20 protein-coding genes, 1 tRNA gene and 1 pseudogene are annotated in these 23,308 nt (G+C 40.7%); 7 read left to right on the forward strand and 15 right to left on the reverse strand.

The features are described from left to right. The first annotated feature begins 124 nt into the window (after positions 1–124). Entirely contained in the window at positions 125–1,504 is a 1,380-nt protein-coding gene (locus PNIG_RS13365; RefSeq protein WP_089368691.1) for an NAD-dependent succinate-semialdehyde dehydrogenase, read from the forward strand. Between the two features lie 199 nt (positions 1,505–1,703). On the opposite strand, the pseudogene PNIG_RS13370 reads toward PNIG_RS13365, so the two are convergent. The 3 genes and pseudogenes from PNIG_RS13370 to PNIG_RS13380 all read right to left on the reverse strand — a co-directional run bounded on the left by PNIG_RS13370 (position 1,704) and on the right by PNIG_RS13380 (position 3,578). Continuing rightward, positions 1,704–2,781 (reverse strand): annotated as a pseudogene (locus PNIG_RS13370) (endonuclease/exonuclease/phosphatase family protein). Between the two features lie 19 nt (positions 2,782–2,800). Further along, complete coding sequence (locus PNIG_RS13375; protein WP_089368692.1) at positions 2,801–3,250, reverse strand: hypothetical protein; 450 nt, start codon at positions 3,248–3,250, stop codon at positions 2,801–2,803. 79 nt (positions 3,251–3,329) lie between these two features. Next, on the reverse strand, positions 3,330–3,578 hold the full coding sequence (locus tag PNIG_RS13380; RefSeq protein WP_011329055.1) for a TIGR03643 family protein: 249 nt from the start codon (positions 3,576–3,578) through the stop codon (positions 3,330–3,332). Positions 3,579–3,759: 181 nt separating this feature from the next. Here PNIG_RS13380 and PNIG_RS13385 point away from each other — a divergent pair, with 181 nt between their 5' ends. Together PNIG_RS13385 and PNIG_RS13390 are read left to right on the forward strand one after the other, a co-directional pair. Beyond that, positions 3,760–4,419: a YoaK family protein gene (locus PNIG_RS13385; protein WP_011329056.1), complete on the forward strand. Its 660-nt coding sequence runs from the start codon at positions 3,760–3,762 to the stop codon at positions 4,417–4,419. Between the two features lie 73 nt (positions 4,420–4,492). Beyond that, the gene (locus PNIG_RS13390; protein ID WP_089368693.1) at positions 4,493–6,565 is read left to right on the forward strand and encodes a TonB-dependent receptor; all 2,073 of its coding nucleotides are present in this window, start codon (positions 4,493–4,495) and stop codon (positions 6,563–6,565) included. On the opposite strand, the gene PNIG_RS13395 is transcribed toward PNIG_RS13390, so the two are convergent. Next, the gene (locus tag PNIG_RS13395; protein WP_011329058.1) at positions 6,553–7,347 is read right to left on the reverse strand and encodes an AraC family transcriptional regulator; all 795 of its coding nucleotides are present in this window, start codon (positions 7,345–7,347) and stop codon (positions 6,553–6,555) included. The two genes, PNIG_RS13390 and PNIG_RS13395, sit on opposite strands and share 13 nt — an antisense overlap. Before the next feature lie 114 nt (positions 7,348–7,461). Between PNIG_RS13395 and PNIG_RS13400 the strand changes: the two genes are divergently transcribed. Then, positions 7,462–8,655, forward strand: coding sequence for an MFS transporter (locus tag PNIG_RS13400; protein ID WP_011329059.1), 1,194 nt, complete (start codon positions 7,462–7,464; stop codon positions 8,653–8,655). An 80-nt stretch (positions 8,656–8,735) separates the two neighbouring features. Here the strand turns inward: PNIG_RS13400 and PNIG_RS13405 are convergent, their stop codons facing one another. The 8 genes from PNIG_RS13405 to PNIG_RS13440 all read right to left on the reverse strand — a co-directional run bounded on the left by PNIG_RS13405 (position 8,736) and on the right by PNIG_RS13440 (position 17,308). Then, positions 8,736–9,176: a Rid family detoxifying hydrolase gene (locus tag PNIG_RS13405; protein WP_041454544.1), complete on the reverse strand. Its 441-nt coding sequence runs from the start codon at positions 9,174–9,176 to the stop codon at positions 8,736–8,738. Positions 9,177–9,180: 4 nt separating this feature from the next. Further along, positions 9,181–9,594 (reverse strand): GFA family protein, encoded by a 414-nt coding sequence (locus tag PNIG_RS13410; RefSeq protein ID WP_011329061.1) that lies wholly within the window; start codon positions 9,592–9,594, stop codon positions 9,181–9,183. A 132-nt stretch (positions 9,595–9,726) separates the two neighbouring features. Then, positions 9,727–9,939: a hypothetical protein gene (locus tag PNIG_RS13415; protein WP_011329062.1), complete on the reverse strand. Its 213-nt coding sequence runs from the start codon at positions 9,937–9,939 to the stop codon at positions 9,727–9,729. Between the two features lie 95 nt (positions 9,940–10,034). Beyond that, a complete protein-coding gene (tyrS, locus tag PNIG_RS13420; protein ID WP_089368694.1) occupies positions 10,035–11,297 on the reverse strand; it encodes a tyrosine--tRNA ligase in 1,263 nt (420 codons plus the stop codon). Between the two features lie 180 nt (positions 11,298–11,477). After that, complete coding sequence (locus tag PNIG_RS13425; RefSeq protein ID WP_011329064.1) at positions 11,478–12,272, reverse strand: LuxR C-terminal-related transcriptional regulator; 795 nt, start codon at positions 12,270–12,272, stop codon at positions 11,478–11,480. Between the two features lie 32 nt (positions 12,273–12,304). Next, entirely contained in the window at positions 12,305–13,306 is a 1,002-nt protein-coding gene (locus PNIG_RS13430) for a fatty acid desaturase (protein WP_011329065.1), read from the reverse strand. A 195-nt stretch (positions 13,307–13,501) separates the two neighbouring features. Continuing rightward, a complete protein-coding gene (locus PNIG_RS13435) occupies positions 13,502–14,803 on the reverse strand; it encodes a M20 family metallopeptidase (RefSeq protein WP_089368695.1) in 1,302 nt (433 codons plus the stop codon). A 246-nt stretch (positions 14,804–15,049) separates the two neighbouring features. Further along, positions 15,050–17,308 (reverse strand): nitric-oxide reductase large subunit, encoded by a 2,259-nt coding sequence (locus PNIG_RS13440; protein ID WP_089368696.1) that lies wholly within the window; start codon positions 17,306–17,308, stop codon positions 15,050–15,052. A gap of 302 nt (positions 17,309–17,610) precedes the next feature. On the opposite strand from PNIG_RS13440, the gene PNIG_RS13450 reads away from it, so the two are divergent. Beyond that, positions 17,611–18,060, forward strand: a complete 450-nt coding sequence (locus tag PNIG_RS13450; protein WP_011329069.1) for an RrF2 family transcriptional regulator — start codon at positions 17,611–17,613, stop codon at positions 18,058–18,060. Between the two features lie 249 nt (positions 18,061–18,309). Here the strand turns inward: PNIG_RS13450 and PNIG_RS13455 are convergent. Beyond that, positions 18,310–18,394: transfer RNA gene (locus tag PNIG_RS13455), tRNA-Leu, on the reverse strand. A 272-nt stretch (positions 18,395–18,666) separates the two neighbouring features. On the opposite strand from PNIG_RS13455, the gene PNIG_RS13460 reads away from it, so the two are divergent. After that, a complete protein-coding gene (locus PNIG_RS13460) occupies positions 18,667–19,161 on the forward strand; it encodes an RDD family protein (RefSeq protein ID WP_089368698.1) in 495 nt (164 codons plus the stop codon). Between the two features lie 111 nt (positions 19,162–19,272). Here PNIG_RS13460 and lptG read toward each other — a convergent pair whose 3' ends face one another. Both lptG and lptF read right to left on the reverse strand, forming a co-directional pair. Next, a complete protein-coding gene (lptG, locus tag PNIG_RS13465; protein WP_089368699.1) occupies positions 19,273–20,340 on the reverse strand; it encodes an LPS export ABC transporter permease LptG in 1,068 nt (355 codons plus the stop codon). Next, the gene (lptF, locus tag PNIG_RS13470) at positions 20,337–21,449 is read right to left on the reverse strand and encodes an LPS export ABC transporter permease LptF (protein ID WP_011329072.1); all 1,113 of its coding nucleotides are present in this window, start codon (positions 21,447–21,449) and stop codon (positions 20,337–20,339) included. Before lptF ends, lptG begins: the two co-directional genes overlap by 4 nt. 304 nt (positions 21,450–21,753) lie before the next feature. Here lptF and pepA point away from each other — a divergent pair, with 304 nt between their 5' ends. Then, positions 21,754–23,265 (forward strand): leucyl aminopeptidase, encoded by a 1,512-nt coding sequence (gene pepA / locus PNIG_RS13475; protein WP_058374053.1) that lies wholly within the window; start codon positions 21,754–21,756, stop codon positions 23,263–23,265. Positions 23,266–23,308: the final 43 nt, after the last annotated feature.

The following is a 23,308-nucleotide window of genomic DNA, read 5'->3' on the forward strand; positions in this document are numbered from 1 at the left end:
TAAATTCATATTATAAAAAACATTAAATTTATTAATAACATAAACTTATAAATAAACTCGAATAGAACCTTAACTGGCATTACCTTTGCACTTCTCAGTACAGACAAACATAGAGGAGATTACAATGAGCAACACAGTTAATACGATCAATCCAACAACTGAGCAAATCATTAATACCTATACGCTGCTGTCGCAACAGCAAGCTGAGCAGGTAATCGAAAAATCTCATCAAACCTATTTACAGTGGCGCTTAGTGTCAGTGACCGAACGTGCAAAACACTTAAACAAATTAGCTTCATTATTCGAAGAGCAAAAAGATGCCATAGCCAAGCTTATGACCGAAGAAATGGGTAAAGTATACGCCCAAGGTTTGCAAGAAGTTGAACTGTGCGCAGGCATTTGTCGTTACAGTGCCGAGCACGGCCCTAAAATTCTTGCTGATGAAGAACGTGACATGGACGGCGGTCGCGCAATTGTTAGCTATCAGCCTACGGGTGTACTACTTGGCATTCAGCCTTGGAACTTTCCGCTTTACCAGGTAATTCGTTACAGCGCCGCTAATATTATGGCCGGTAACACCACAGTGTTAAAGCATGCCAGTAATGTATTTGGTATGGCCGAAAAAATTGAAACCTTGTTTAAACAAGCCGGATTTCCTGAGCACTGCTTTAGTAACCTACTTATTGATGGCAAAACAGCCAGCGCACTCATAGCGCATAAAGCGATTAGCGGCGTTACCTTTACCGGTAGCGATAGCACAGGTAAAAAAGTGGCCGAGCAAGCGGGTAAATACGTTAAAAAAACCGTACTAGAGCTTGGTAGTAACGACGCATTTTTAGTACTTGATGACGCCGATTTAGAACTTGCCGTAAAAACTTGTGTAGCAGGACGTATGGTCAACAACGGCGAAACGTGTGTTTCGGCAAAACGTTTTGTAGTGGTTGAATCTCTGTATGATGACTTTAAAGCGAAAGTAAAACAGCAGTTTGAAGCCATGAAAATGGGCGACCCAATGGCCGACGGCACTGATTTAGGCCCAATGGCACGTAAAGATTTACGCGACGGTATTCACGAGCAAGTAATGCAATCGGTTAAAGCGGGAGCAAACATAGTCACCGGTGGTGAAATACCAGAGCAAACCGGCTTTTACTACCCTCCTACGCTACTTGATAATTTAGCGCCAGGCATGCCAGCATACGACGACGAATTATTTGGCCCTGTTGCCTCGCTTATAAAAGCGAAAGACAACAACGATGCAATGAAAATTGCTAACTCGTCTCGCTATGGTTTAGGTGGCGGCATTTTCTCAAAAGACGAGAAAAAAGCCATTGAGCTGGCTAAAAAGCACTTCGACACCGGCATGATCAACATAAACGGCTACGGTTTAGCGCAACCAAACTTACCATTTGGTGGAGTTAAAGAAAGTGGCTACGGTCGAGAGCACGGCGGCTTTGGCATGCGCGAATTTGTGAACGTTAAAAGCATCATGATCCACAGCTCATAAACTTACTATAAAGTACGAGTACTAAACACTCGTTACTAGAAAGTAAAATAAAACACCGCGCTAATTCAGCGCGGTGTTTTTGTATTCAATTGATCTAACATCAATTTTTGTTATTACGATTTTATATCGCACTTTTACTCATCATTTTTATCACGTGCTAAAACGCAGCGCCTAAGCTCTTAAATTAATTACTGAAAGCTTAACTCTTTTCAAACCTTGGCACTTTTCTTTTATCTGCTTTGCTCATAGCGAGTTGTTGAATCTCTTCTTGCTTGTGCTGCGCCGATTTAGTTTCTAGCGATTGTTGGTCGGCATTTTCAAAGGTTAGCTCGGTTAATAGCGCGAAGTGATCTGAACCATATTTAGCTAATCGTTTAATACGCTTTACTTTAAACCCTTCGCTGTGAAATAAATGATCCAGCGGCCAGCGCATAAAAAAGTAACTAGCATGAAAAGTGTTGTAAAAGCCACGGCCTTTACGGGGGTCTAATAAGCCACTAATTTGCATAAACAAACGGGTACTGCGCGACCAAGCTACGTCGTTTAAGTCGCCGGCAACTATGGTTGGCCGTGTTGGGTTTTTAAGTGCTTTTGCTACCATAATTAGTTCTGAGTCGCGCGGCCGCGATGAGTCTTCTTCGGTGGGGCTTGGTGGCGCTGGGTGAATAAAGTGCGCTTGCATTTTAACCCCTTGTGCACTTGCAAATAAAATATGAATTGACGGTATGTCGTCTTCTATTAGCTGGCATATTTGCGCGTCAAATATTTTAAATTTACTGTATAGATGCATGCCGTAACGGTTGTCTTTAGGGCACTCTATGTAATATGGATAGTCTTTTTTAAGTACTGATAACTTATTTTGCCACCAGCTGTCACTTTCAAGGGTAATAAGTAGGTCGGGTTGATGCTGATTAACCAAGCTAATTAATTGCTCACTGTTATGGTTCGACATAAGTACATTTGCCGACATAATCCTTACACTGTGCGCAATGTGTTTTGAGGCACTTTGCACTTCTTTTTTTTGCCAGCCAAGTATATGGGTATATCCACTTTCCCTGTAAAAACATAATTAATACAGCGCCTGCAACAATATACAAAAAGTCTGTGGCGTTATTAAATGCAAAGTACCCAGCAACACATGCTATAAAGCTTGCAATATAAAACACTTGTAAGCGAATAAAGTCGCAACCACGCACCAGATAATGCTGGCTATACGCCATAGGTAATAGCGTTATAAATAATAAAAAGCTTGTTATTATTGCCAGCGTAATAAACATTTAAATTCCTGTTGGTTGTTTATCGACTCAAAATAGACAGTATTTCGCGTGTGTCGTGTACCATATGAATAATAGTACGATCTACCTCTATGCGTACAGTACCTTTATCTCGGTATCTGTCTATTACTTTGGCACGCTTATAAATATCACGCTCTAAAATATCACCTCTGTGGTAACTTTTATGCCAACCCGGTGGTGTCCACCCTTGACGAATAAGTTTTTTAGCTTCTTTTTTAGATAAGTGGTTATCGTGGCGATCATATTTTTTATGGTGTTTTTTCCACTCATGCTTATTTGAATAGTGTTTTTTATTATGGTGTTTTTTATTGTACTGCTTGTTTGAGCCATGCTCGTATTTACTATGTTTATTATGGTGCTTATCATAATAATCATCTTTGTCGTGCTTTGCTTGTGCGTTAAATGAGCTCAATATTAAAATAATTAATGCGCTATAAATGGTTTTATACATAGTTAATCTCTGCTTTAGTTAATAACGCAAGATTAACAAGTTAGCCTGAACATTATATGAAACTCTGTATAAATTAATCTTAACGCTGCTTATATTGCGTTTTACAATGGCTGCGCATAATGGCGGGATCACGCAGCTTTAAATGTTTGGTTTTGCGCCCAGCGTGGCGTTTTCGCCATACTTTAAAGCTACCGCTGGCAATATTTTGGCGCATAAAAACCACCAACTGCGAATAGTTTAAGCCATAAAGTTGCTCTATTGCTTCAAACGGGGTTCTATCCTCCCATGCCATTTCTATAATGCGCGATTGCTGCTGGGCGTTAAACATAGTTATTTTCTCTTTAAAAAATAACTAATACGAAGCACTAAAATTGCACGATCAATTTAACTTAAGCCATATAAAATAGAGATATATTTAATTACGGTTATTTTTTATCATTATTTTAGAAGAAGAAAGTTTAAGTGTATGATATTAAATATATCTATAACCAAGTATAGAGAAGTTAACTATGTTTACAAAGCTGCCACGCTGGGTTGAATATGGCGCATTTACACTGGCATTTATTGCCGGCATTGTGAACGCCGTGGGTTTATTAGGATTTGAACATCAGGCTATTTCTCATTTGTCGGGCTCTGTTACTTTATTTGGCATTAAATTAATGAGTGATGGCAGTGCGGCATTATTACTGTTTAGTATCATAATTAGCTTTATGCTTGGCTCTGCGTTGTCGGGGTTTTTACTCAACGGTGGTTCGTTAAAGTTAGGCCGACATTACGATACTTTATTGTTTATTGAAGGGTTATTACTACTAGCCAGTGCCTACTTACTTTATAGCTCCTTTGTTTATGGCATAGTGCTGGCATCTGCCGCTTGTGGTTTACAAAATGCGCTGGCAACCAATTACAGTGGCGCAGTAGTACGTACTACACATTTAACCGGTATTTTTACCGACCTTGGTTTAATGATGGGCCGCGCATTAAAAGGCGATGCTGTAGATGGCCGAAAATTCATGGTGTTTTTACTGATCACCCTAGGTTTTTTATGCGGTGGTGTAATTGGGTTTATGCTATTTGAATTGTTTTCTGTAGCAACTTTAGTAGTACCGGCTGTTATGTGCTTTATTTTATCAATTACTTATCGGCTTTATCGTTTACGCAATACCGTTTAACGCAAGTTATTTCAATACGTTTGCCTAACGCTTACCATAGCACTATTGCCATATAATCAATGTGTAGGAATATATGAAACGCCATTACTTACCCCCTTTGCTGTTACTCTCTCAGCTACCACTTATAGCCATTGCCATTGCCAAGCAAAATGATGCTCAGCCAATTGAGCGCATAACAACCACTGCGTCGCGTGTTGAGGCGCTTAGTACACAGTTACCCGTAATTATTAGCGTGCTCAATGAAGCACAATTAAATGCCATTGCTCCTACGCATATTGAAGAAGCCATGCAAAGAGTCGCTGGCGCAAATATACAACGTGGTAATGGCCAAGAATATTTACCCGCGCTGCGCTCACCTGTTTTATCCGGCGCAGGTGCCTGTGGTGGTTTACTCACACTTGAGGATGGTATTGCACTAAGAGCAGCTGGGTTTTGTAATATAAACGAGTTGTTTGAAGCACATAGCGAAATGGCGCAGCGTATAGAGGTACTTAAAGGCCCTGGTTCTGCCCTGTATGGCTCAAATGCGGTGCATGGGGTTATTAACGTGATCACCCCAGATACAACGCAAGATGGCGGCTTAATCGGACTAGATTATGGCTCGTTTGGCTATAACCGCTATAAATTACGTGCTGGCCACGATATGGGCAGCAGTGGGTTAGGTATTAACGCCAGCATTACTGACGACAGCGGCTATCGCGATGATGAAAGCGTAAAACAACAAAAGGTAAACTTACGTCACCGGTATAATAATAGCGATTTAGCGCTTACTTCTGGGCTTACTTATACCCATTTAGATCAACAAACCGCAGGCTTTATTACTGGCCTTAAAAGCTATAAAGACGAGAGCATAGCACAACAAAACTTTGATCCGGATGCGTTTAGAAAAGCACGTTCGTTACGAGTATGGAGTAACGCCACTTGGCAACTAAATGACGATACGCTCTCAACAACGGTGTATTTACGTAACCAAAGTATGGACTTTTTTAAGCATTTTTTACCTGGTACGCCACTAGAGTACAACAGTCAAACCGGTGTGGGGCTGCAGTCGCTTTATCAACATCAGCTAGAGGATAATATTAAGCTTAACTTTGGCCTAGATGGCGAATACACCCGCGCCGACTTTTTACAAAGTCAAAACAAGCCAACTCAAGGCTCGGCATTTTTAGTTGCTACGGTCCCCCAAGGTAAGCATTACGATTACGACGTAAATGCCACTTTATATGCACCTTTTGCCAGTGTTGATCTGCAACTAAACGATTGGTTAGTGACTCTTGGCGCTCGTTATGAGCACATGCAATACGACTACACTAACAACATGTTAGCGGGGCGCACGAAAGAAGACGGTACAGAGTGCGGATTTGGTGGTTGCCGATATAGCCGCCCTGCAAGTACAAAAAATAATTTTAGTAACTTATCGCCAAAACTTGGGGTTAGCTATCAGTACACTGTTAATAACCTGCTTTATGCTAACTTTTCGCGTGGCTACCGAGCGCCACAAGCCGCCGAGTTATATCAGTTACAACGCCAGCAAAACACCACTAATTTAAGTGCCGAAATAGCTAATAATGCTGAGTTTGGCTTAAAAGGCGTTTATCAAAATAGTCGTTATAATTTATCGGTTTATGCTATGAGTAAGCACCATACTATTTACCGCGACAGCGACTTTTTTACCGTGAATAATGGCAGCTCGCGCCACCGCGGGATTGAGCTTGAACTTGAGCATGCTCTCACCTCAACTTGGTCAGTTAACTTTGCCGCCAGTTATGCCAAGCATAGTTATACTAATGAGCAAATACTCAATAATATCAATATTAAAGATAATGATGTTGATACCGCCCCGCGTAAAATTGCCAATTTAGATTTAACCTGGCAGGCGTTTAATAACGCCAATGTGGCACTGCAATGGCATCATGTTGGTCGTTACTATACCGATCCTGAAAACTTACACAGTTATGACGGGCATGACATTTTAAGTTTACGAGCACAGTGGCAAATAACAAATAACTTAGCGCTTGCAGCGCGTATTATTAACTTAACCGATACCGCTTATGCCGAGCGCGCCGATTACACTAGCTTTACCGGCGACCGCTACTTTCCAGGGCGGCCACGTAACGCCATGATCTCAGCAACTTATAGCTGGTAAACATCCAGATCGCTCATGTAACGCATGGGCGATTTTTTCATTACTTTTTTAAACATAGTAATAAACGCACTCACCGACTCATAACCTAATAGCTCCGATACCTGCTGCACACTTTGCTGATTAGATAACGCCTGCAGTGCAATTATAATATGCAATTGAGTGCGCCATTTACCAAAGGTCATACCGGTTTCTTTTTTTATTAACCGCGCTAAAGTACGTTCAGTTAAAGCAAATTGCTGTGCCCATTGTGGCAATGTTTTACGGCTATAAGGCTGGCTAATAAGTTGATTGCTCATGTTTTTAATAACACTGTTTTTTGATAGTACAAAGTCTAAAGGTTGAATTGGCATATCCACCAGCTGATCAAATAATACCTGTGCAAGCCGTGCGGTTTTACCCGTTAAGCTATAGTTTTGCTGATTACTTGCCAAACTAAGCATTAACTCTTTTATTAATGGGCTAATGGTTAATGTACAGGCTGTACTTGGCATACCTTGTAAGTTTGCATCAATAAATAAGTGGCATAAATGCGCATTATCAGATGCTCTATTACTGTGCTCTACATTTGCCGGGATCCAAATGGCGCTATGAGTAGGCACCATCCACATTTTTGTTGCCACTTCACAGGTAACATAACCGTGCAGGGCTAAAATTAACTGCCCTTTTGGATGAGTATGCAGCGGAATTTCACGGCTAAGCTGGGCATATTCTATTTTAGCAATAACCGGCTGCGGCATGATTTCAAAGTTTTTTATTTCATTCCAATCTTGGGGAAGCTGCATTTTGTCTGTTTTTAGTTATTTAATGTCTCTTTTACTAAATTATAGTGATGACTTAGCCTTTATACTAGTCTCTATTGCTTCTTGCTAAATAACCAACCTGCTAGGACGTTTACCTTGTTAACTCAACAATCTCAATCTCGCTTATCTTACGCATTATTAGTACTGGGAATTTTACTTATTGCCAGTAACTTACGTGCGCCAGTGACTGGTTTAGCCCCCGTGCTGGACCAAATAATTCTTAGTTTTAATTTAAGCGCATCACAAGCCGGTATGCTTACCACCTTACCGTTAATTGCATTTGCTTTAGCAAGCCCATTAGCCACTAGTTTAGCTAAAAGGCAAGGCTTAGAAGTGTCGCTTTTTATTGCCCTTATTTTAATTGGCTTAGGCTTAGCATCGCGCATGATAGATTCTGTGCCGGTACTTTATTTAGGCACCGCCGTCATTGGGGTCGGCATTGCGATAGGTAATGTGCTGTTACCGAGTTTAATTAAGCGCGACTTTGCACACAAAGTGGCTGTAATGACCTCGGCGTATGTGCTTGCTATGGGTATTTTTGGCGGTAGTTACTCAGCGTTAATTATTCCCCTTGCCGAATATAAACAAATGGGCTGGCAAATTGCTTTAGCCAGTTACGCGTTAATTACTTTAATAAGTTTATTTATTTGGTTACCGCAATTAAAGCTACGCACCAAACCGACTAAAGATCTGGTTGAAAACACCGGTGACGTTAAAGTGTGGCGCCAAGCCCTTGCGTGGCAAATTACTTTGCTACTTGGCTGTAACTCGTTATTTACTTATATAATTATTGGCTGGTTACCAAGCATTTTAATAGACAGTGGCCACAGCGCACAACAAGCGGGTGCACTGCAAGGCTCATTTCAGGTAGCTTCGGCTTTACCCGGTATTATCTTAATTCCCTTATTAGCAAAACTAAAAGATCAGCGCGTACTCACCTTTGTTTTAGGAGTGTTGGCAAGCCTGTCGTCGATTGGACTGTTGTATATGCCAGACTATGCGTCTGTGTGGTCAATCACTATGGGGTTTTGCTCGGGTGCATGCTTTATATTGGGCTTGTCGTTTATTAGTTTACGTACTCACGACTCACATCAAGCTGCGGCACTTTCTGGTATGGCGCAGTGTATTGGTTATTTACTTGCCGCTACTGGGCCTATTATTGCAGGTGCGCTGCACAGTTATTTTGGTAACTGGGCATCTACTTTATGGTTTTGCGCAGGTGCGAGCGCGCTATGTGCGGTGTTTGGTTATTTAGGCGGGCGTAATATTACTATGCGCAACAAAGCGTAAGCGTTAATTAAAAGTGGGCGGTGTAATCATTTGCCCACTTTTATAACTAATTATAGTTTAGTACTTTTTATATATTTAGCTTAAACAGCGCCAATACATTCAACCTCTACAACTGAATTTAGTGCTAACGCTTTTACTGCAAACGCACTGCGCGCAGGATATGGCGGGGTAAAGTATTCAGCATATATTTTATTAAACATTTTAAAGTCATTTATGTCGGTTAGCATAACCGTACACTTTACTATGTTTTTCATACTGTAATTATGCTGCTCTAGGGTGCTTTTTATATTTTCGAGCGTTTGCTTAGTCTCTGCTGCAAAACCACCTTGTGCTAGTTTACCACTGCTTGTAAGCCCAATTTGACCCGACATATACAAGGTATTATCGACCCTTACAATTTGCGAAAAAGGTAAACTTGCTGAGGCCGCATTTAAGTGCTCAATATCACTGTTTTTTGCATTAGCAAAACCATTGCTCAATACACTGGCGAATAAGGTAATTAATGTTATTTTTTTCATCATAAACCTAATTTTTTGGGGTGGTGGCAAATGCAGGCACTTGCACTAAATCGTTCAACCAACTAACGCTAGACTGACACCAAATTTGCGCTACTGGCGTAAACTCATCGCGTTGATCAACCGCCCCTATTCTAAGGCCATATACACGGTTTTCTGTCGCTTCGTTGGTAGCATAAAGTGAGGTGCCACAATTACCACAAAACCCTTGCGCACGTTTATTACCACTTTGCGCCGTTTTTATATATTCTTTAGGCTTACCTTGCGTAAAAGTAACGCCGTTAGGCTCACTCATTATTACCGCTCTAAATGGCCCACTCGACATGCGTTGGCAATCACTACAGTGGCACACTAATAGCGTGTTACTTTGTGTTTTCGCTTGGTATTTTATGTCGCCGCAGTAACAGCTTCCAGTTATGTTCATTTTATATATCCATTATTTTTAACGAGCTCCACCCTTAAGGGTGCTTCGGTATTACACGAGTTTTATACTAAAAGTGTACCTGCATAGCAATAAAACACCACAGCCTAAAGCAACTATTTAGTGCCTCTAAATTTATGGTAAATACTGTTTAAACCAACGAAATAAATTAAAAAAGCGTGATTTAGCAATATGCTTATCAGCACTGTTTTTATTAAGCGCATCACGGCGCGCTTGCGCTATATTTGCTTTAGCAGCAAAGCGCAAGCGTTGCTCATTACTAAGATCGTCTTCAAAGTTAAGCTGTAACTTTTTTACCTCACGGCTACGTTTCATTGAACTACACATAGTACTACCTCAAAAAGGCTATTAACCTAATTAGTAGACAGGCTATGTGCGTTTTTTATTTCATAGGATGTTCAATTCAACACGCCTGTAACACTTTAAGCTAACTTAATAAGCCTAAATTGCTTTTTACCACGCTGCATTACCCAAAAACGATCAAACAGCGGAAAATCTAACTGTGCGTGCTCATCTGTAATGGCCTCGCCATTAATTTTAATCGCATTCGCGTTTATTAACTCACGTGCAGTACGCTTTGAGCTGGCCAGTTCACTTTTAACCAGTAACTCAGCAATATTAATTTTCGCGTCGCTAATAGCGTGTACGGCGAGCCCATCTTGCTCTAATTGCTCAAGCTCTGCCAAGGTGAGTGTTTGTACTTGGCCGTTAAACAATAATTGCGTAATGCGCTGCGCGCTTGCTAAGCCTTGTTCGCCATGTACAAAGCGGGTTAATTGCTCGGCTAAAATACCTTGCGCTTGAGGCTTTTGTTGGCTGGTAATGTCATTCGCTTCAATGGCTTCAATTTCTTTTACCGATAAAAAGGTGTAAAAACGCAAAAAGTTGTATACATCGGCATCGTCACAATTTAACCAAAATTGGTAAAAGCGATACGGTGAGGTTTTTTTCGGATCAAGCCAAATTGCGCCGCCTTCCGTTTTACCAAACTTAGTACCGTCTGATTTAGTAATAAGTGGCAAAGTTAATCCATACACAGTTTGCTTATTTAAGCGGCGGGTTAAATCAATCCCACTTACTATATTCCCCCACTGATCGTTGCCGCCAATTTGCACACTACAACCCAGTTCGCTATTTAATTTAGCAAAGTCGTACGACTGCAATAAAGTGTAACTAAATTCAGTAAACGATAAACCTTGATCAGGGCGTTGCAAACGTTGCTTTACCGACTCGCGGTTGATCATATTATTAATTGAAAAGTGCTTACCTACATCGCGAAAAAAATCCAACACTTCAATACCGCTAAACCAGTCGGCATTATTTTTTAATTGAATTGGCTCGCTTAAATGCGGGTTCATTACGCTCTCTACTTGTGAGCTTAAATCTGCTACCCAACCTTGTACGGTTTCTTTACTGTTTAAGCTGCGCTCGGTGGCTTTAAAGCTTGGGTCGCCAATTAACCCGGTTGCGCCACCAATTAATGCCACCGCTTTATGGCCGGCATCATTAAAACGCTTTAGCATTAGCAAAGGTACTAAGTGGCCAATATGTAAACTGCCCGCGGTAGGATCAAAACCACAATACACAATTTGTGAAGTTGCTAATAACTGCTCAAGCTGCGCTAAATCGCTAACCTGAGAAACCAGGCCGCGATGTGTAATATCTTCCAGTAATTGTGTTGTCATTGTATTTATCCCACACACATGTGTTAATTAGTTAGGGTAAAAATACTAATTAAAGCTGCTACACAACCATATATCCCTAAAGGGATAGAAAGTACTTTATATTAATCAATTTAAGTAGAAGCGCTGTTTAACGGTGCGAAAGTAGTATTAAGGCAAGGCAAATATTTATGTTAACTAATCTTACTCACTAGTGATTAAGTGGTTTAAAAACAGCTGAAAAAACTCACTCAACGAAGACACTTTTAATTGTGCGTAAATACGTTTACGGTGGTTTTTAACTGTACCTAAGGTGATATTTAATTGCTTAGCAATATCGTTAGAGTCGCAGCCTTGCACTAATAGCATAGCTATTTGTCGCTCGCGGGTGGTAAGTTGCTCGTTGGCAAAGGTAGCTAAGCCACGCTCAATTAATTGCCCTGTAGCTGTGGTAGTTAAAGGCCCAAGCAATAATAAGTTATTGCCCCAATGTTGGCGGCATAATGCTTTTATAAGGCTAAAATGAGCTATTAAGGTGCTTTTTTGTGCGGCGCTAAAGCGTTGTTTGCTTTCTAAAAAGCCTAAATAAATAACAATCCAGCGGCTCTCATCTGTGCGCACACTTATACTTAGTTCATCTACCCAACCGGTTTCGTTATAAAACTGTTGCTGGTATTGGGTATAAGCTGCTAAGTCTTTATTTGCGCTGATATCGACTAACCGATACACACCTTCATGGCCACTTTTTGACAGTTCAATATAAAAGGGATCGTTAATAAACGAATTGGTTAAATAGCGCTGAAACAATAACTCGCGTCGAGTATCTATCGAGTCGTATAAATAAATGGGGTGTTTATGGGCTCTACAGCCTAAAATCACCGCGCAGTCAAATTGCACTAAATGAGCAATGTAATTAACTATTTTTTGTGCAAAACCAGTTGAATTGATTGCTTCAACACATTGCGCAATTAGCTCATTTTCAGTGGGTTTTGCAATCATTACTACCACGGTGTTTTAGTTAAATTAAAAGTTTAATTGGCGTTAGCATTATAAAAATTTGCCTGTTTAATACTGGCAAAATCATTAAAACGCACGCCATGTTCGCGCATTACATTTAGCACTTTTTTACTTAGCATTTGGCGTAAATAAAATGGCTGATTTGGCACAAAGTGATGAATACTATGGGTTTTACCAAAGTTAAAACAAAACAAGTGAAACGGCATAAATACCCGACTGGTTAACACATGGGTTTGCTCCAGCATATTGGTTACACCGCCATAGTAATGCATGCACGAGGTAACAAAATTTAGCGAGCTCGAGCGCACAATATTAGGTACAATTAACACCACCATTAAAAACTCAAATAGCGACATAGTGCTTAATAACCAAGCCGGCGAGCTTTGTGCAAGCCCAGTAAATAAATTAACGCCATGAAATATAATTACGCTGTATAAAACAATAAAGTAAGCGGTGGTAATAGGAAAACCGGCATTAAATATCTTAAAAAAGTGAAAGCCTTTAATTTCTTTAGAAAAACGTTTGGCGTTAATTAATAAGCCTAATAAGCCATCCACAATAACCAACGCGCGTAACAAAGGATTTTTAATACCGTTACCCACTAAGCGCTCTTCTAGGTCTTGTTGTGTGCCTGAAGTTTTATGATGGTGTAAATGTAACTTACGACGATACCAAGGGCTGATAGTATTAGGGCGCATTAACCACACGGTTAGCATCATAAAATTATGCATAAATGGCTGATTACTAAAATACTGTTTATGAATTAAATCATGCTCTAACTCATGCGAAATAGATGCAGCCATAGCAGCTAAAATAATACATAACCACGCAGGAATAATGGCTAAATAATATAAAAAGCCAACCCCAACTAATGCCCCAAGAGATAACAGTAAAATAACCAATCCCAAGGTATTTTGATGCGTTAATAATGGATGCTTAGCGCGTAGCTTCGCCTCTTCAGCCTTAATAGCTTTAACAATGGCTTGAATATTTTCTTTTGCACTTAAATGAGTCATAAATTACAACCGATCAATTATGTTGGGGCGGATAATACCCGAACTGGTAAAAAAAACACCTTTGAGAGTACTTTCTTATGCTCTTTGATACTAGTTGCTAATGCTTTTACACGCTAATTACTGCAAAAAACAACACGGACGCCTCTTCTATTAGCGCCCGTAATTTATTTAATCCTAGCGTGAGCTAAGTTTATGTTAGTTTTTTTGCTGTGCAGCTAAATAGTCAATCGCCAGCTGGCTCATTGCTTTAGTGCCCACTTTAAGCGTTGACTCGTCAACATAAAAATACGGCGAATGGTTGGTTGGTGCTGTTTTTACATCTTGCCCTGTTGGCGTGCCGCCTAAAAACAAAAATAAACCCGGTACTTGCTGCGCATAAAAAGCAAAGTCTTCTGCGCCGGTTACTTTTGGCACATCAAACAGGTTATCTTTACCTACTATATTTTTAAGTGTTGGCAACATTTGCGCGGTAAGCTCTGGGTTATTCACCGTTACTGGGTAACCTTTAAAAATATTTACCTGTGCTTCGGCTCCCGACGCTTTAGCAATATGCGTAGCTGTAGTGGTTAATTTTTCAAAAATTTGTTGGCGGTTATCCATATCAAAATTACGAATAGTGCCTACCATTTCTACACTATCGGGAATAATATTATTACGTACGCCACCAGCTATTTTACCAAACGAGATAATGGCAGGCTCTTTAGTTATATCTATTTGACGACTAACAATATGATTAACCCCTGAGACAATTTGTGCAGCAACTGAAATAGGATCGACCCCACCCCAAGGCGATGAACCATGCGTTTGCTTACCTTTTACCGTTATTTCGAAGCGATCGGCACTGGCCATAATTGGGCCACTACGATAACCAATTTGGCCGCTGTTTAATCCCGCCATAACATGAATGCCAAACGCCACATCGGGTTGATACTTTTTAAATATCCCCTCTTTTAACATTAACTCAGCTCCGCCCTCTTCGCCTTGTGGCGCGCCTTCTTCTGCTGGCTGAAACACAAACATAATATCGCCGTGTAATTCATTTTTTACAGCGGCTAATACTTCAGCTGCACCCATTAGCATAGCCACATGCGTGTCGTGCCCACAGGCATGCATAACCCCAACATCAACCCCATTATACTTGGTAGTTACCAGTGATTTAAAAGGCACATCGGCTTTTTCGGTTACTGGCAGTGCATCCATATCGGCACGCAGCATTACTGTTGGCCCCGACTTACCGCCTTTTAAAATCCCCACTACACCTGTGTAAGCAATGTCAGTTTCAACCTGCATCCCTAAGGCTTTTAAATGGCGTGCTACAATCGCAGCGGTACGTATTTCGCGGTTACTTAACTCAGGGTGCTGATGAAAATCGCGACGCCATTCAATCACCTTATCTTCAACCTGATTTATCTGTTTATCGATATTAATATTGGCACTGGCATTAAATGCCCCTAGGCTTGCTAAGCCAATAGCTAATGAGATTAATGAGCGTTTCATCTGTGTTCCTTTTTATTATCTGCCTTTAGCAACACTGTGCAGTGCTGTTATAGAAAATTTTGACGTGAGTAAGTAGATAATGCGCAATGCACTGAGCAATGCAAATAATTACCCGGCTATTTTGAGTTATTATGCAAAACATTTAATAAACTACATAGTAACTAAAACTCACTAGAGTAAAAACACCAATAAAAAATGACGCTGTTTAGCGTCATTTTTGTTTAACTTTATATATTTACAATATAACTAGGGCGTTTTAACTGCTTTTTCTGGCGAGCTAAATACACCTTTAACAACTTGCCAAGTAACCGCTAATGCGCCCACCATAAATACTACATCACCAATGGTGCGCACCCAGCGTAGCGTTACCAAAGTATCGCTTTGCATTAATGCTTCGCTACGTGCATACCAAAGCCCCTCTGATGCGCTGGCAACAAATTGAATAATACCAACCGGTAATAAACTAGTGAATAGCATTAACGCTAGCCCTATATTCATCCACCAAAAAGAGGTTTTCATTAAGCCTTCATCAAATTTTAAATGCGGGCGAATGTATCTTAATATGAGTAGTGTAAAGCCCAGCGCTAAAAAGCCATAAACGCCAAACAAAGCTGCATGAGCATGTGTTGCTGTGGTATTAAGTCCTTGAATATAATACAAAGCAATTGGTGGGTTGATCATAAAGCCCAGCACACCTGCACCTAACATATTCCAAAATGCAACGGCTACAAAATACATTATTGGCCATTTAACATTTTCCATCCAAGGCGCACGCGTTTTTAATTTATAATGCTCCCATGCTTCATGACCAAGCACTATAAGTGGCACTACTTCAAGCGCACTAAAAGTTGCACCTACAGCCATAACGGGTGTAGTTGTACCCGAAAAGTACAAGTGATGGAAAGTCCCCGGAACACCGCCTAACATAAACAACGAAGCCGACGCTAACGAAGCCACTGTAGCCATACGTTTAGACACTAAACCCATATTAAAAAATATAAAGGCCAGTGCTGTTGTGGCAAATACTTCAAAGAAACCTTCTACCCATAAATGCACAATCCACCAGCGCCAATATTCCATTACTGAAATATGCGTACGCTCGCCGTAGAAAAAACCCGCACCATAAAATAAGCCAATCGCAATTACCGACAGCATAAATAAAACCAGTAAGTTTTTATCACCCTCTTTATTTAAAGTGGGTGTAATACAACGCATCATTAATACTAACCACAGCAATATTCCAACAAATTTACCAATTTGCCATAGTCGTCCTAAATCAATGTATTCATAGCCCTGATGGCCTAACCAAAAATTTAGTTCTGGCGGCATTATTTGCGCAATTGCTAAGTACTGACCAATAAACGAGCCAACTACTACCAATACTAACGCCCAAAACAATACATCAACACCCAGCTTTTGAAACTTAGGATCTTCGCCACCATTAATAATTGGGGCTAAAAATAAACCAGCCGCTAAAAAGCCTGTTGCAATCCAAAATAACGCCGACTGAATATGCCAAGTTCGCACTAAACTATAGGGGAACCATTCAGAGGTTTGCACGCCATAAAAGCCCTGCCCTTCAACGGTATAATGAGCGGTAAATGCCCCTACAAATATTTGAAAGGTAAACAAAGCTACAATTAAAAATAAGTATTTACCTAAAGATTTTTGCGAAGGCGTTAAGTTAAAAGATAAAATAGGATCTGTTTTTGGCACGATTGGCTCTTCGTCATCCTGCCTGCGTAAAAATGCCCACGCCCACACTAATGCTCCAATTCCTGCAACCAGTAACACAATACTGACCAGCGACCATACTATGTTTTCGGTAGTGGGTTTATTATCAATTAACGGCTCATGCGGCCAGTTATTGGTATAGGTTGCATTCCCATCTAAACGCTCAGTAGATGCCGCCCAAGCCGTCCAAAAGAAGAACTCGTTTAAACGTGCCCTGCGCTCAGCACTGGGCAAAGTAACTTCTTTCATTGCATAGTTAGCACGGGTTTGCTGCAGCTCAGCTGCACCACCAAACAACGCATTATAATAATCACTGGTTTGCGCTATTGCCTGCATACGTCGCGGCGATAAGCTCACAGTGTTGGTTTTTGTATTATAAGTATTTGTTCTATAATCTTTTTTAAGATCATAGCGCAGCATATGCTGTTGCTGCTCATTGAGTTCATCGTATGCTGTGCCAAATTGATCTTCTGCAGCTAAATTTAACCAACTCACTAACTCGCGATGCAACCAGTCAGCTGTCCAATCTGGCGCTTGATAAGCTCCATGCCCCCAAACCGAACCTAATTGCATGCCACCAACAGATTGCCACGCAGTTTGCCCGTCAAGTATTTGCTCTTCTGTGGTTAACACTTTGCCACTTTCTGATACAAACGCGGCTGGTATTGGCGGTGCTTCACGGTAAATTTCTGTGCCGTAGTAACCTAATAATGAAAAGGTGACTGCGACGACCCCTAAAAGGGCCCACCATAACCTTTTATATTCTCTCATTGCTATCCCCCTGACGATTACGCATATCGCTACTCTCCATAGGTACTTTATTATGTTGAAATAAATGTTTATTTTTACAAAATTGCTTTTTTATTTCGTAAGTAACCAAACCACGACTAAAATTAGCATTATTACCAGTTATTATTGGCTCATAGTTAACATACACCTAAACATGCAAACAAAATGCATGTTTAGATCAATAAAAGTAACGTTAATTAATAACCAGCCTGTAATTAATAAAAAAGTACTGTAGAGCTAATAAATTAAATATATAATTTAATTTATTAGCAAAAGGCCAACAGATGAATATTTCTCGTTTTACCGACTACTCATTACGCGTACTTATTTACCTCGCTATAAATAAAAATACTAACGAAATTAAAACAATAAAAGAGATAGCTGAATGCTATGGCGTATCTAAAAACCACTTAATGAAGGTGGTGCAACAATTAAGTGCACAAGGCTATATAAATAGTACCCGAGGAAAAAATGGTGGGATCAAACTAAATCACGCTGCAGAACAAATAAACATAGGCCAATTAGTTAGATCTTTTGAGGGGAAGTCTGCATTAGTAGAGTGCTTTGGTGAAAATAACTTTTGTATTATTACACCAGCATGCCAACTCAAAAAAGTACTTTCACACGCAATAGAAAGCTTTTTTAATTGCTTAGATCAGTACACCTTGGCCGATTTAATAAACGGCCCAAATAAAGCGGTATTAAGTAAAATACTGATCACATCAGATTATTAGAGTAATCATGCTTTAAATAAAGTAGTCATTACAAGACAACTTCTGTGCTGCTTGCCTTTATTATTTTCTGTAGGCATAAAAAAACCCCGACCAATTTGATCGGGGCTATAAAAAGTGGCATCTGCGGCCGGACCTTAACTTATAACAGCGGCACTCCCGCGTGCCGCTCGAGTCCGGCGGGTTGTGTCCGTTTGCACTTTTCTGTAGGCATAAAAAAACCCCGACCAATTTGATCGGGGCTATAAAAAGTGGTACCAGCGGCCGGACTCGAACCGGCACGCCTTTCGGCAGGGGATTTTGAATCCCCCATGTATACCAATTTCATCACGCTGGCATAATTTTTCTTTAACCTTCTAAATACCAGAAGATAAAGAAAAACCACTTTAGAGCTTAGGTTTATAAAACTGCCTTCGTCTCTATGCTAAGCATTATACAATCAATAAAGGTAGCGGCAAGCGTTTTATGACATAAGTACAATCAACCGCTTAACAATTAAGCAACCATTAACATTTAACTCTGCGCAGCGCTTTAATGCCTTACTGAAGAGGTAGTATTTACCAGCCTATTTGCTAAACTAGCGCGCATATTAATAGTGAGAGTATCTTTATGTTGAATGAATTTCCACGAGCTGGCTTTTGGCGTCGTTTGGCGTCGTTAATTTATGATGCCTTGGTCGTAATTTCTTTATCTATGCTTACTGCCATACTCTACTTTGCAGTCATTCAGCTACTAACGTCTTTAGAAATGATAGTTAAAACTGACGATCCTGCTGCTTTAATACAAGACTCCACGTTACTCTCTGGTATTAGAAGTGCGTTGTTTATTGGAGTAAACGTATTCTTTTTTGCTTATTTTTGGACTAAAAGCGGGCAAACCATTGGCATGCGCGCATGGCGCTTAAAAGTACAAACTCTAGATGGGCAACTTATTAGCTGGCCGCAAGCAATAATTCGCAGCGTTAGTGCATTACTTGGTTTAGGTAATTTAGTGGTATTGGTTGATTTTAAAAATAAAAAAGCTTTGCAAGATTATCTTTCTAAAACCGAAGTTATTGCACTCACCAAAGAAGAAAACAAGCGTATTTACCGTGAGCTTGATTAATTAAAAGTAATACACTGTAATTTATAAGCACAAAAAAGCGTGGCACTTTTATAAAGTAGCCACGCTTTTTTGTTTCAAGGTATTTTTGTAACTACCTTTTTATAACTAGTTTTATGCGCGTTTATTCATTAAGTAAGCAGCAAAGCCGGTGAATATAATGCTAGGCACTACAGCGCCAATAAACGCAGGTATTTGATACACCATAACCACAGGACCGAATATTTCGTTGGTTAGATGAAACACTATACCCGTAACTACGCCCATTATAATACGTGCACCCATAGTGACGGTACGCAACGGGCCAAATATAAACGACAGTGCAACTAGCAACATTACAGCGATAGATATTGGCTGCATAAGTTTGCGCCAAAGCGCGAGTTCATAGGTGCTGGTATCTTGATCGTTTTGCTCTAAATAGTCTAAGTAAGACCATAACCCAGTAAACGATAGCGACTCAGGTTTAACCGACACCACACCCAGCTTTTCAGCAGTAAGTTGTGATGGGTAAAACTCCTCAGGCACTTGCTCTGTAGTAATAAGCTCATCACTTATTTTTACTTTATTGACGCCGCGCAGTAACCAGCCGTTTTCGCGACTTAGCGCATCTTTTGCCTTCGTTATTTGTGTAAGCGATAGCGACTGATCAAAGTGGTACATATGCACACCATTTAATTTACCATTTTGATCTACATCTTCTATATTTATAAAGTTATTGCCGTCTTTTGCCCATACGCCTTTTTGCGCATTAAAAACATCGCCACCATGAATTGCCTGGTTACGCATTTCTTTAGCTTGTAATTGCGCCTCGGGTACTCCCCACTCGCCTAATGCCATCATACATAGCGCCATAAATACGGCGGTTTTCATTACCGAGCTTATAATTTGTAAGCGCGACATACCTGCAGCGTGCATTACCACCAGCTCGCTGTTTGAGGCAAGCGCTCCTAACCCCGTTAAGCCACCAATAAGCGCGGCCATCGGAAAAAACACCACTAAATCGCCCGGTATTGTGTAAAGCGTGTAGAGCATCGCGGTCATTAAATCGTAACTACCACGGCCAACTGACTTTAACTGGTCGATAAATTTAATTAAGGTGCTAATGCCTACCAGTACCAATAATGCAAAGCCGGTGGTTTGTAAAATGCTGCGACCTAAATACCAATCAAGGGTTTTCATCATGCGCCCAACTCCCGCTTAGTAATTACCGCTTTAAGCCAAGCGCCAAGTGGTCGTCCTTTAATTATTAATAGTCCGCCAATAAATAAGGCACTTAAGTGAATCCACCAAAGGCCAATAGAGGGAGGTATTTTGCCATCTTCAACAGCAAATTTAGCAGCGTTAAGTAAAATAAAATAACCTAAGTACAAGCTAATTGCCGGCACTAACTTAGCAAATTTACCTTGGCGTGGATTAACCACACTTAACGGTACTGCTAATAGTGTCAGTAGTGGAATAGAAAGCGGTATAGCAATACGCCATTGCCACTGCGCGGTTGCCTCTGGAGTATTAAGTGCCAACAATTGATTAGTAGGAATTGCTTCTAATTTACGGCGTTGGTGCTCTATTTCTTGCTCACGTATTTGTACACTATAACCGTCAAACTCGGTTAAATTGAGCGCCGGCGTTAAGCCATCAGTTTCATAGCGTTTGCCGTCGCTAAGAACGAGTTGTTGTTCGCCATTTTGCGCTTCAATTACAACACCTTGCTCTGCATAAACTAGGCGTGCAAGGTTGTCTTTTTCGCTATCGGGGAGTTGCGCTACAAATACTTTATTAAGCTCTTTTCCACCGTTTTCAATGTTATGAATAAACACCACGGCTTTTTCGTTACCGGTTTGCTGAAAGCGACCTGCCCTTAATGCAGATAATCCCGCATCGGCTTTAGCTTGCTCTTTTAATTGATACTCTTGCTCGCTTGCCCAAGGGGCAACATGCATAGTGAGCGCGGCGGCTAAAATAGCCAACCCCACACTTGATATAAGCGTCACTCTAACCACATACCATTCACTTACACCACAGGCTTTAAGCACGGTCATTTCGCTATCGGCGTAGATACGGCTGTAGGCCAAAATTATGCCTAAAAATATACTCAATGGTAAAATTAACGAGGCTAACTGCGGCAATTTAAGTGCGATCATCGATAGCACTAATTTAGCAGGAATACTGCCCTCAGAGGCATCGCCTAAAATACTAACTAACTTTTGCGACAAAAAAATGGTCATCAAAGTTAAAAATACGGCGACCTGCGATTTTAAAACCTCAGCAGTCAAATAACGAAAAATAAGCAATAGTCGCCCCTGTTAAACATGGTGTGTCACTGCAATAGTGAAAGTTTATAGTTAGTCATGATTTTACTCAGCGTTGCCGAGTATAGATCTAATATTATAAGCCATGAAAATTAATTATCCTACCTAACAACACGATATAATGTTGCATTAGTGACCCTTAAGCAGATAAAGTTCAATTACACAGTAAGAGTCGGGCAAAATCAGCTAAGATTAGAGCTACACCTAAATAATTTAGGTATATAAGACTAAAAATATTTTTAGTTTCTGCTTAGCTTCTAAAGATGACTCAAAATCAGGAGTGACAATGGAATTTAACGTAAAAAGTGGTAGCCCAGAAAAACAACGTAGCGCATGTATTGTAGTTGGTGTATACGAGCCTCGTCGGTTATCCCCCATTGGTGAACAACTCGATAAAATCAGTGATGGTTATATCTCAAATTTACTTCGCCGAGGTGACCTAGAAGGAAAGCCGGGCCAAGTTTTATTATTGCATCATGTACCAAACATCTTAAGCGAGCGCATATTGCTTGTAGGGTGTGGTAAAGAGCGCGAGCTTGACGATAAGCAATATAAACAAATTATTTCTAAAACAATTAATACCTTAAACGACACCGGCTCTATGGAAGCGGTATGCTTTTTAACAGAGCAACACGTTAAAGGTCGCGATACCTACTGGAAAGTGCGCCAAGCAGTAGAAACCACCCAAGATTGTTTATACACCTTTAATCAACTAAAAAGTAAAACAGTAGACCCACGTCGTCCACTGCGTAAAATGGTGTTTAATGTTCCAACGCGTCGCGAGCTAACTATAGGCGAAAGCGCTATTGAGCATGGTTTAGCTATTGCTGCCGGTAGTAAGCTATGTAAAGACGTAGCAAATATGCCACCTAATATTTGTAACCCTGCGTATTTAGGCGAGCAAGCACAACAGCTAGCAACTAATTTTGACAACATTACTGTTGATCTAATCGGCGAAGAGCAAATGGCTGAGCTAGGTATGAACTCTTACTTAGCTGTTGGTCGCGGCAGTGTGAACGAATCGGTTATGTCGGTAATTAACTACAAAGGCGGCGCAGATGATCAAGCTCCTATCGTATTAGTTGGTAAAGGCTTAACCTTCGATTCGGGCGGTATTTCATTAAAACCTGGCGAAGGCATGGACGAAATGAAATACGACATGGGCGGTGCTGCAGGTGTTATTGGTGCAATGCGTGCACTGGCACAAATGCAGTTACCTATTAACGTGATTGGTATTTTAGCCGGCTGCGAAAATATGCCGGGGCCAAATGCATATCGCCCAGGTGACATTTTAACCACTATGTCGGGGCAAACCGTTGAAGTATTAAATACTGATGCCGAAGGGCGCTTAGTATTATGTGATGCACTAACCTATGTAGAGCGTTTTGAGCCAGAAACCGTTATTGATGTAGCCACATTAACAGGTGCTTGTATTGTAGCACTAGGCGCACATGCAACCGGTTTACTCTCTAACCATAATCCGCTCGCGCATGAGTTGTTAAAAGCATCGGAGCAAAGTGGCGACCGTGCATGGCAACTACCGCTATGGGACGACTATCAAGATCAACTAGAGAGCCCATTTGCCGACTTTACTAACTTAGGGGGCCGTGCAGCTGGTACTATTACCGCAGCGTGTTTTTTATCTAAGTTTACTAAAAAGTACAACTGGGCACATTTAGATATTGCAGGCACGGCATGGCGCAGTGGCGCTAAAAAAGGCGCAACAGGCCGCCCTGTTCCTATGCTTACTCAATATTTATTAAACAGAGCCGGCGTAAGCGAAGCCGCTCAAGATTAAGCATACCGCTTAGCTACTTAATAAGGCGCCGTTTGGCGCCTTA

This window comes from Pseudoalteromonas nigrifaciens (assembly GCF_002221505.1).
Classification (GTDB): Bacteria; Pseudomonadota; Gammaproteobacteria; order Enterobacterales; family Alteromonadaceae; genus Pseudoalteromonas; species Pseudoalteromonas nigrifaciens.

Coding starts and splice junctions, on each gene's coding strand:
- PNIG_RS13390 (WP_089368693.1), top strand. CDS start 4,493: ATGAAACGCCATTACTTACCCCCTTTGCTGTTACTCTCTCAGCTACCA.
- PNIG_RS13460 (WP_089368698.1), top strand. CDS start 18,667: ATGTTGAATGAATTTCCACGAGCTGGCTTTTGGCGTCGTTTGGCGTCG.
- PNIG_RS13435 (WP_089368695.1), bottom strand. CDS start 14,803: ATGAAACGCTCATTAATCTCATTAGCTATTGGCTTAGCAAGCCTAGGG.
- PNIG_RS13380 (WP_011329055.1), bottom strand. CDS start 3,578: ATGTTTAACGCCCAGCAGCAATCGCGCATTATAGAAATGGCATGGGAG.
- lptG (WP_089368699.1), bottom strand. CDS start 20,340: ATGATGAAAACCCTTGATTGGTATTTAGGTCGCAGCATTTTACAAACC.
- PNIG_RS13440 (WP_089368696.1), bottom strand. CDS start 17,308: ATGAGAGAATATAAAAGGTTATGGTGGGCCCTTTTAGGGGTCGTCGCA.
- PNIG_RS13415 (WP_011329062.1), bottom strand. CDS start 9,939: ATGTGTAGTTCAATGAAACGTAGCCGTGAGGTAAAAAAGTTACAGCTT.
- tyrS (WP_089368694.1), bottom strand. CDS start 11,297: ATGACAACACAATTACTGGAAGATATTACACATCGCGGCCTGGTTTCT.
- pepA (WP_058374053.1), top strand. CDS start 21,754: ATGGAATTTAACGTAAAAAGTGGTAGCCCAGAAAAACAACGTAGCGCA.
- PNIG_RS13395 (WP_011329058.1), bottom strand. CDS start 7,347: ATGCAGCTTCCCCAAGATTGGAATGAAATAAAAAACTTTGAAATCATG.
- PNIG_RS13365 (WP_089368691.1), top strand. CDS start 125: ATGAGCAACACAGTTAATACGATCAATCCAACAACTGAGCAAATCATT.
- PNIG_RS13430 (WP_011329065.1), bottom strand. CDS start 13,306: ATGACTCATTTAAGTGCAAAAGAAAATATTCAAGCCATTGTTAAAGCT.
- PNIG_RS13410 (WP_011329061.1), bottom strand. CDS start 9,594: ATGAACATAACTGGAAGCTGTTACTGCGGCGACATAAAATACCAAGCG.
- PNIG_RS13375 (WP_089368692.1), bottom strand. CDS start 3,250: ATGTATAAAACCATTTATAGCGCATTAATTATTTTAATATTGAGCTCA.
- PNIG_RS13425 (WP_011329064.1), bottom strand. CDS start 12,272: ATGATTGCAAAACCCACTGAAAATGAGCTAATTGCGCAATGTGTTGAA.
- PNIG_RS13405 (WP_041454544.1), bottom strand. CDS start 9,176: ATGATGAAAAAAATAACATTAATTACCTTATTCGCCAGTGTATTGAGC.
- PNIG_RS13385 (WP_011329056.1), top strand. CDS start 3,760: ATGTTTACAAAGCTGCCACGCTGGGTTGAATATGGCGCATTTACACTG.
- PNIG_RS13450 (WP_011329069.1), top strand. CDS start 17,611: ATGAATATTTCTCGTTTTACCGACTACTCATTACGCGTACTTATTTAC.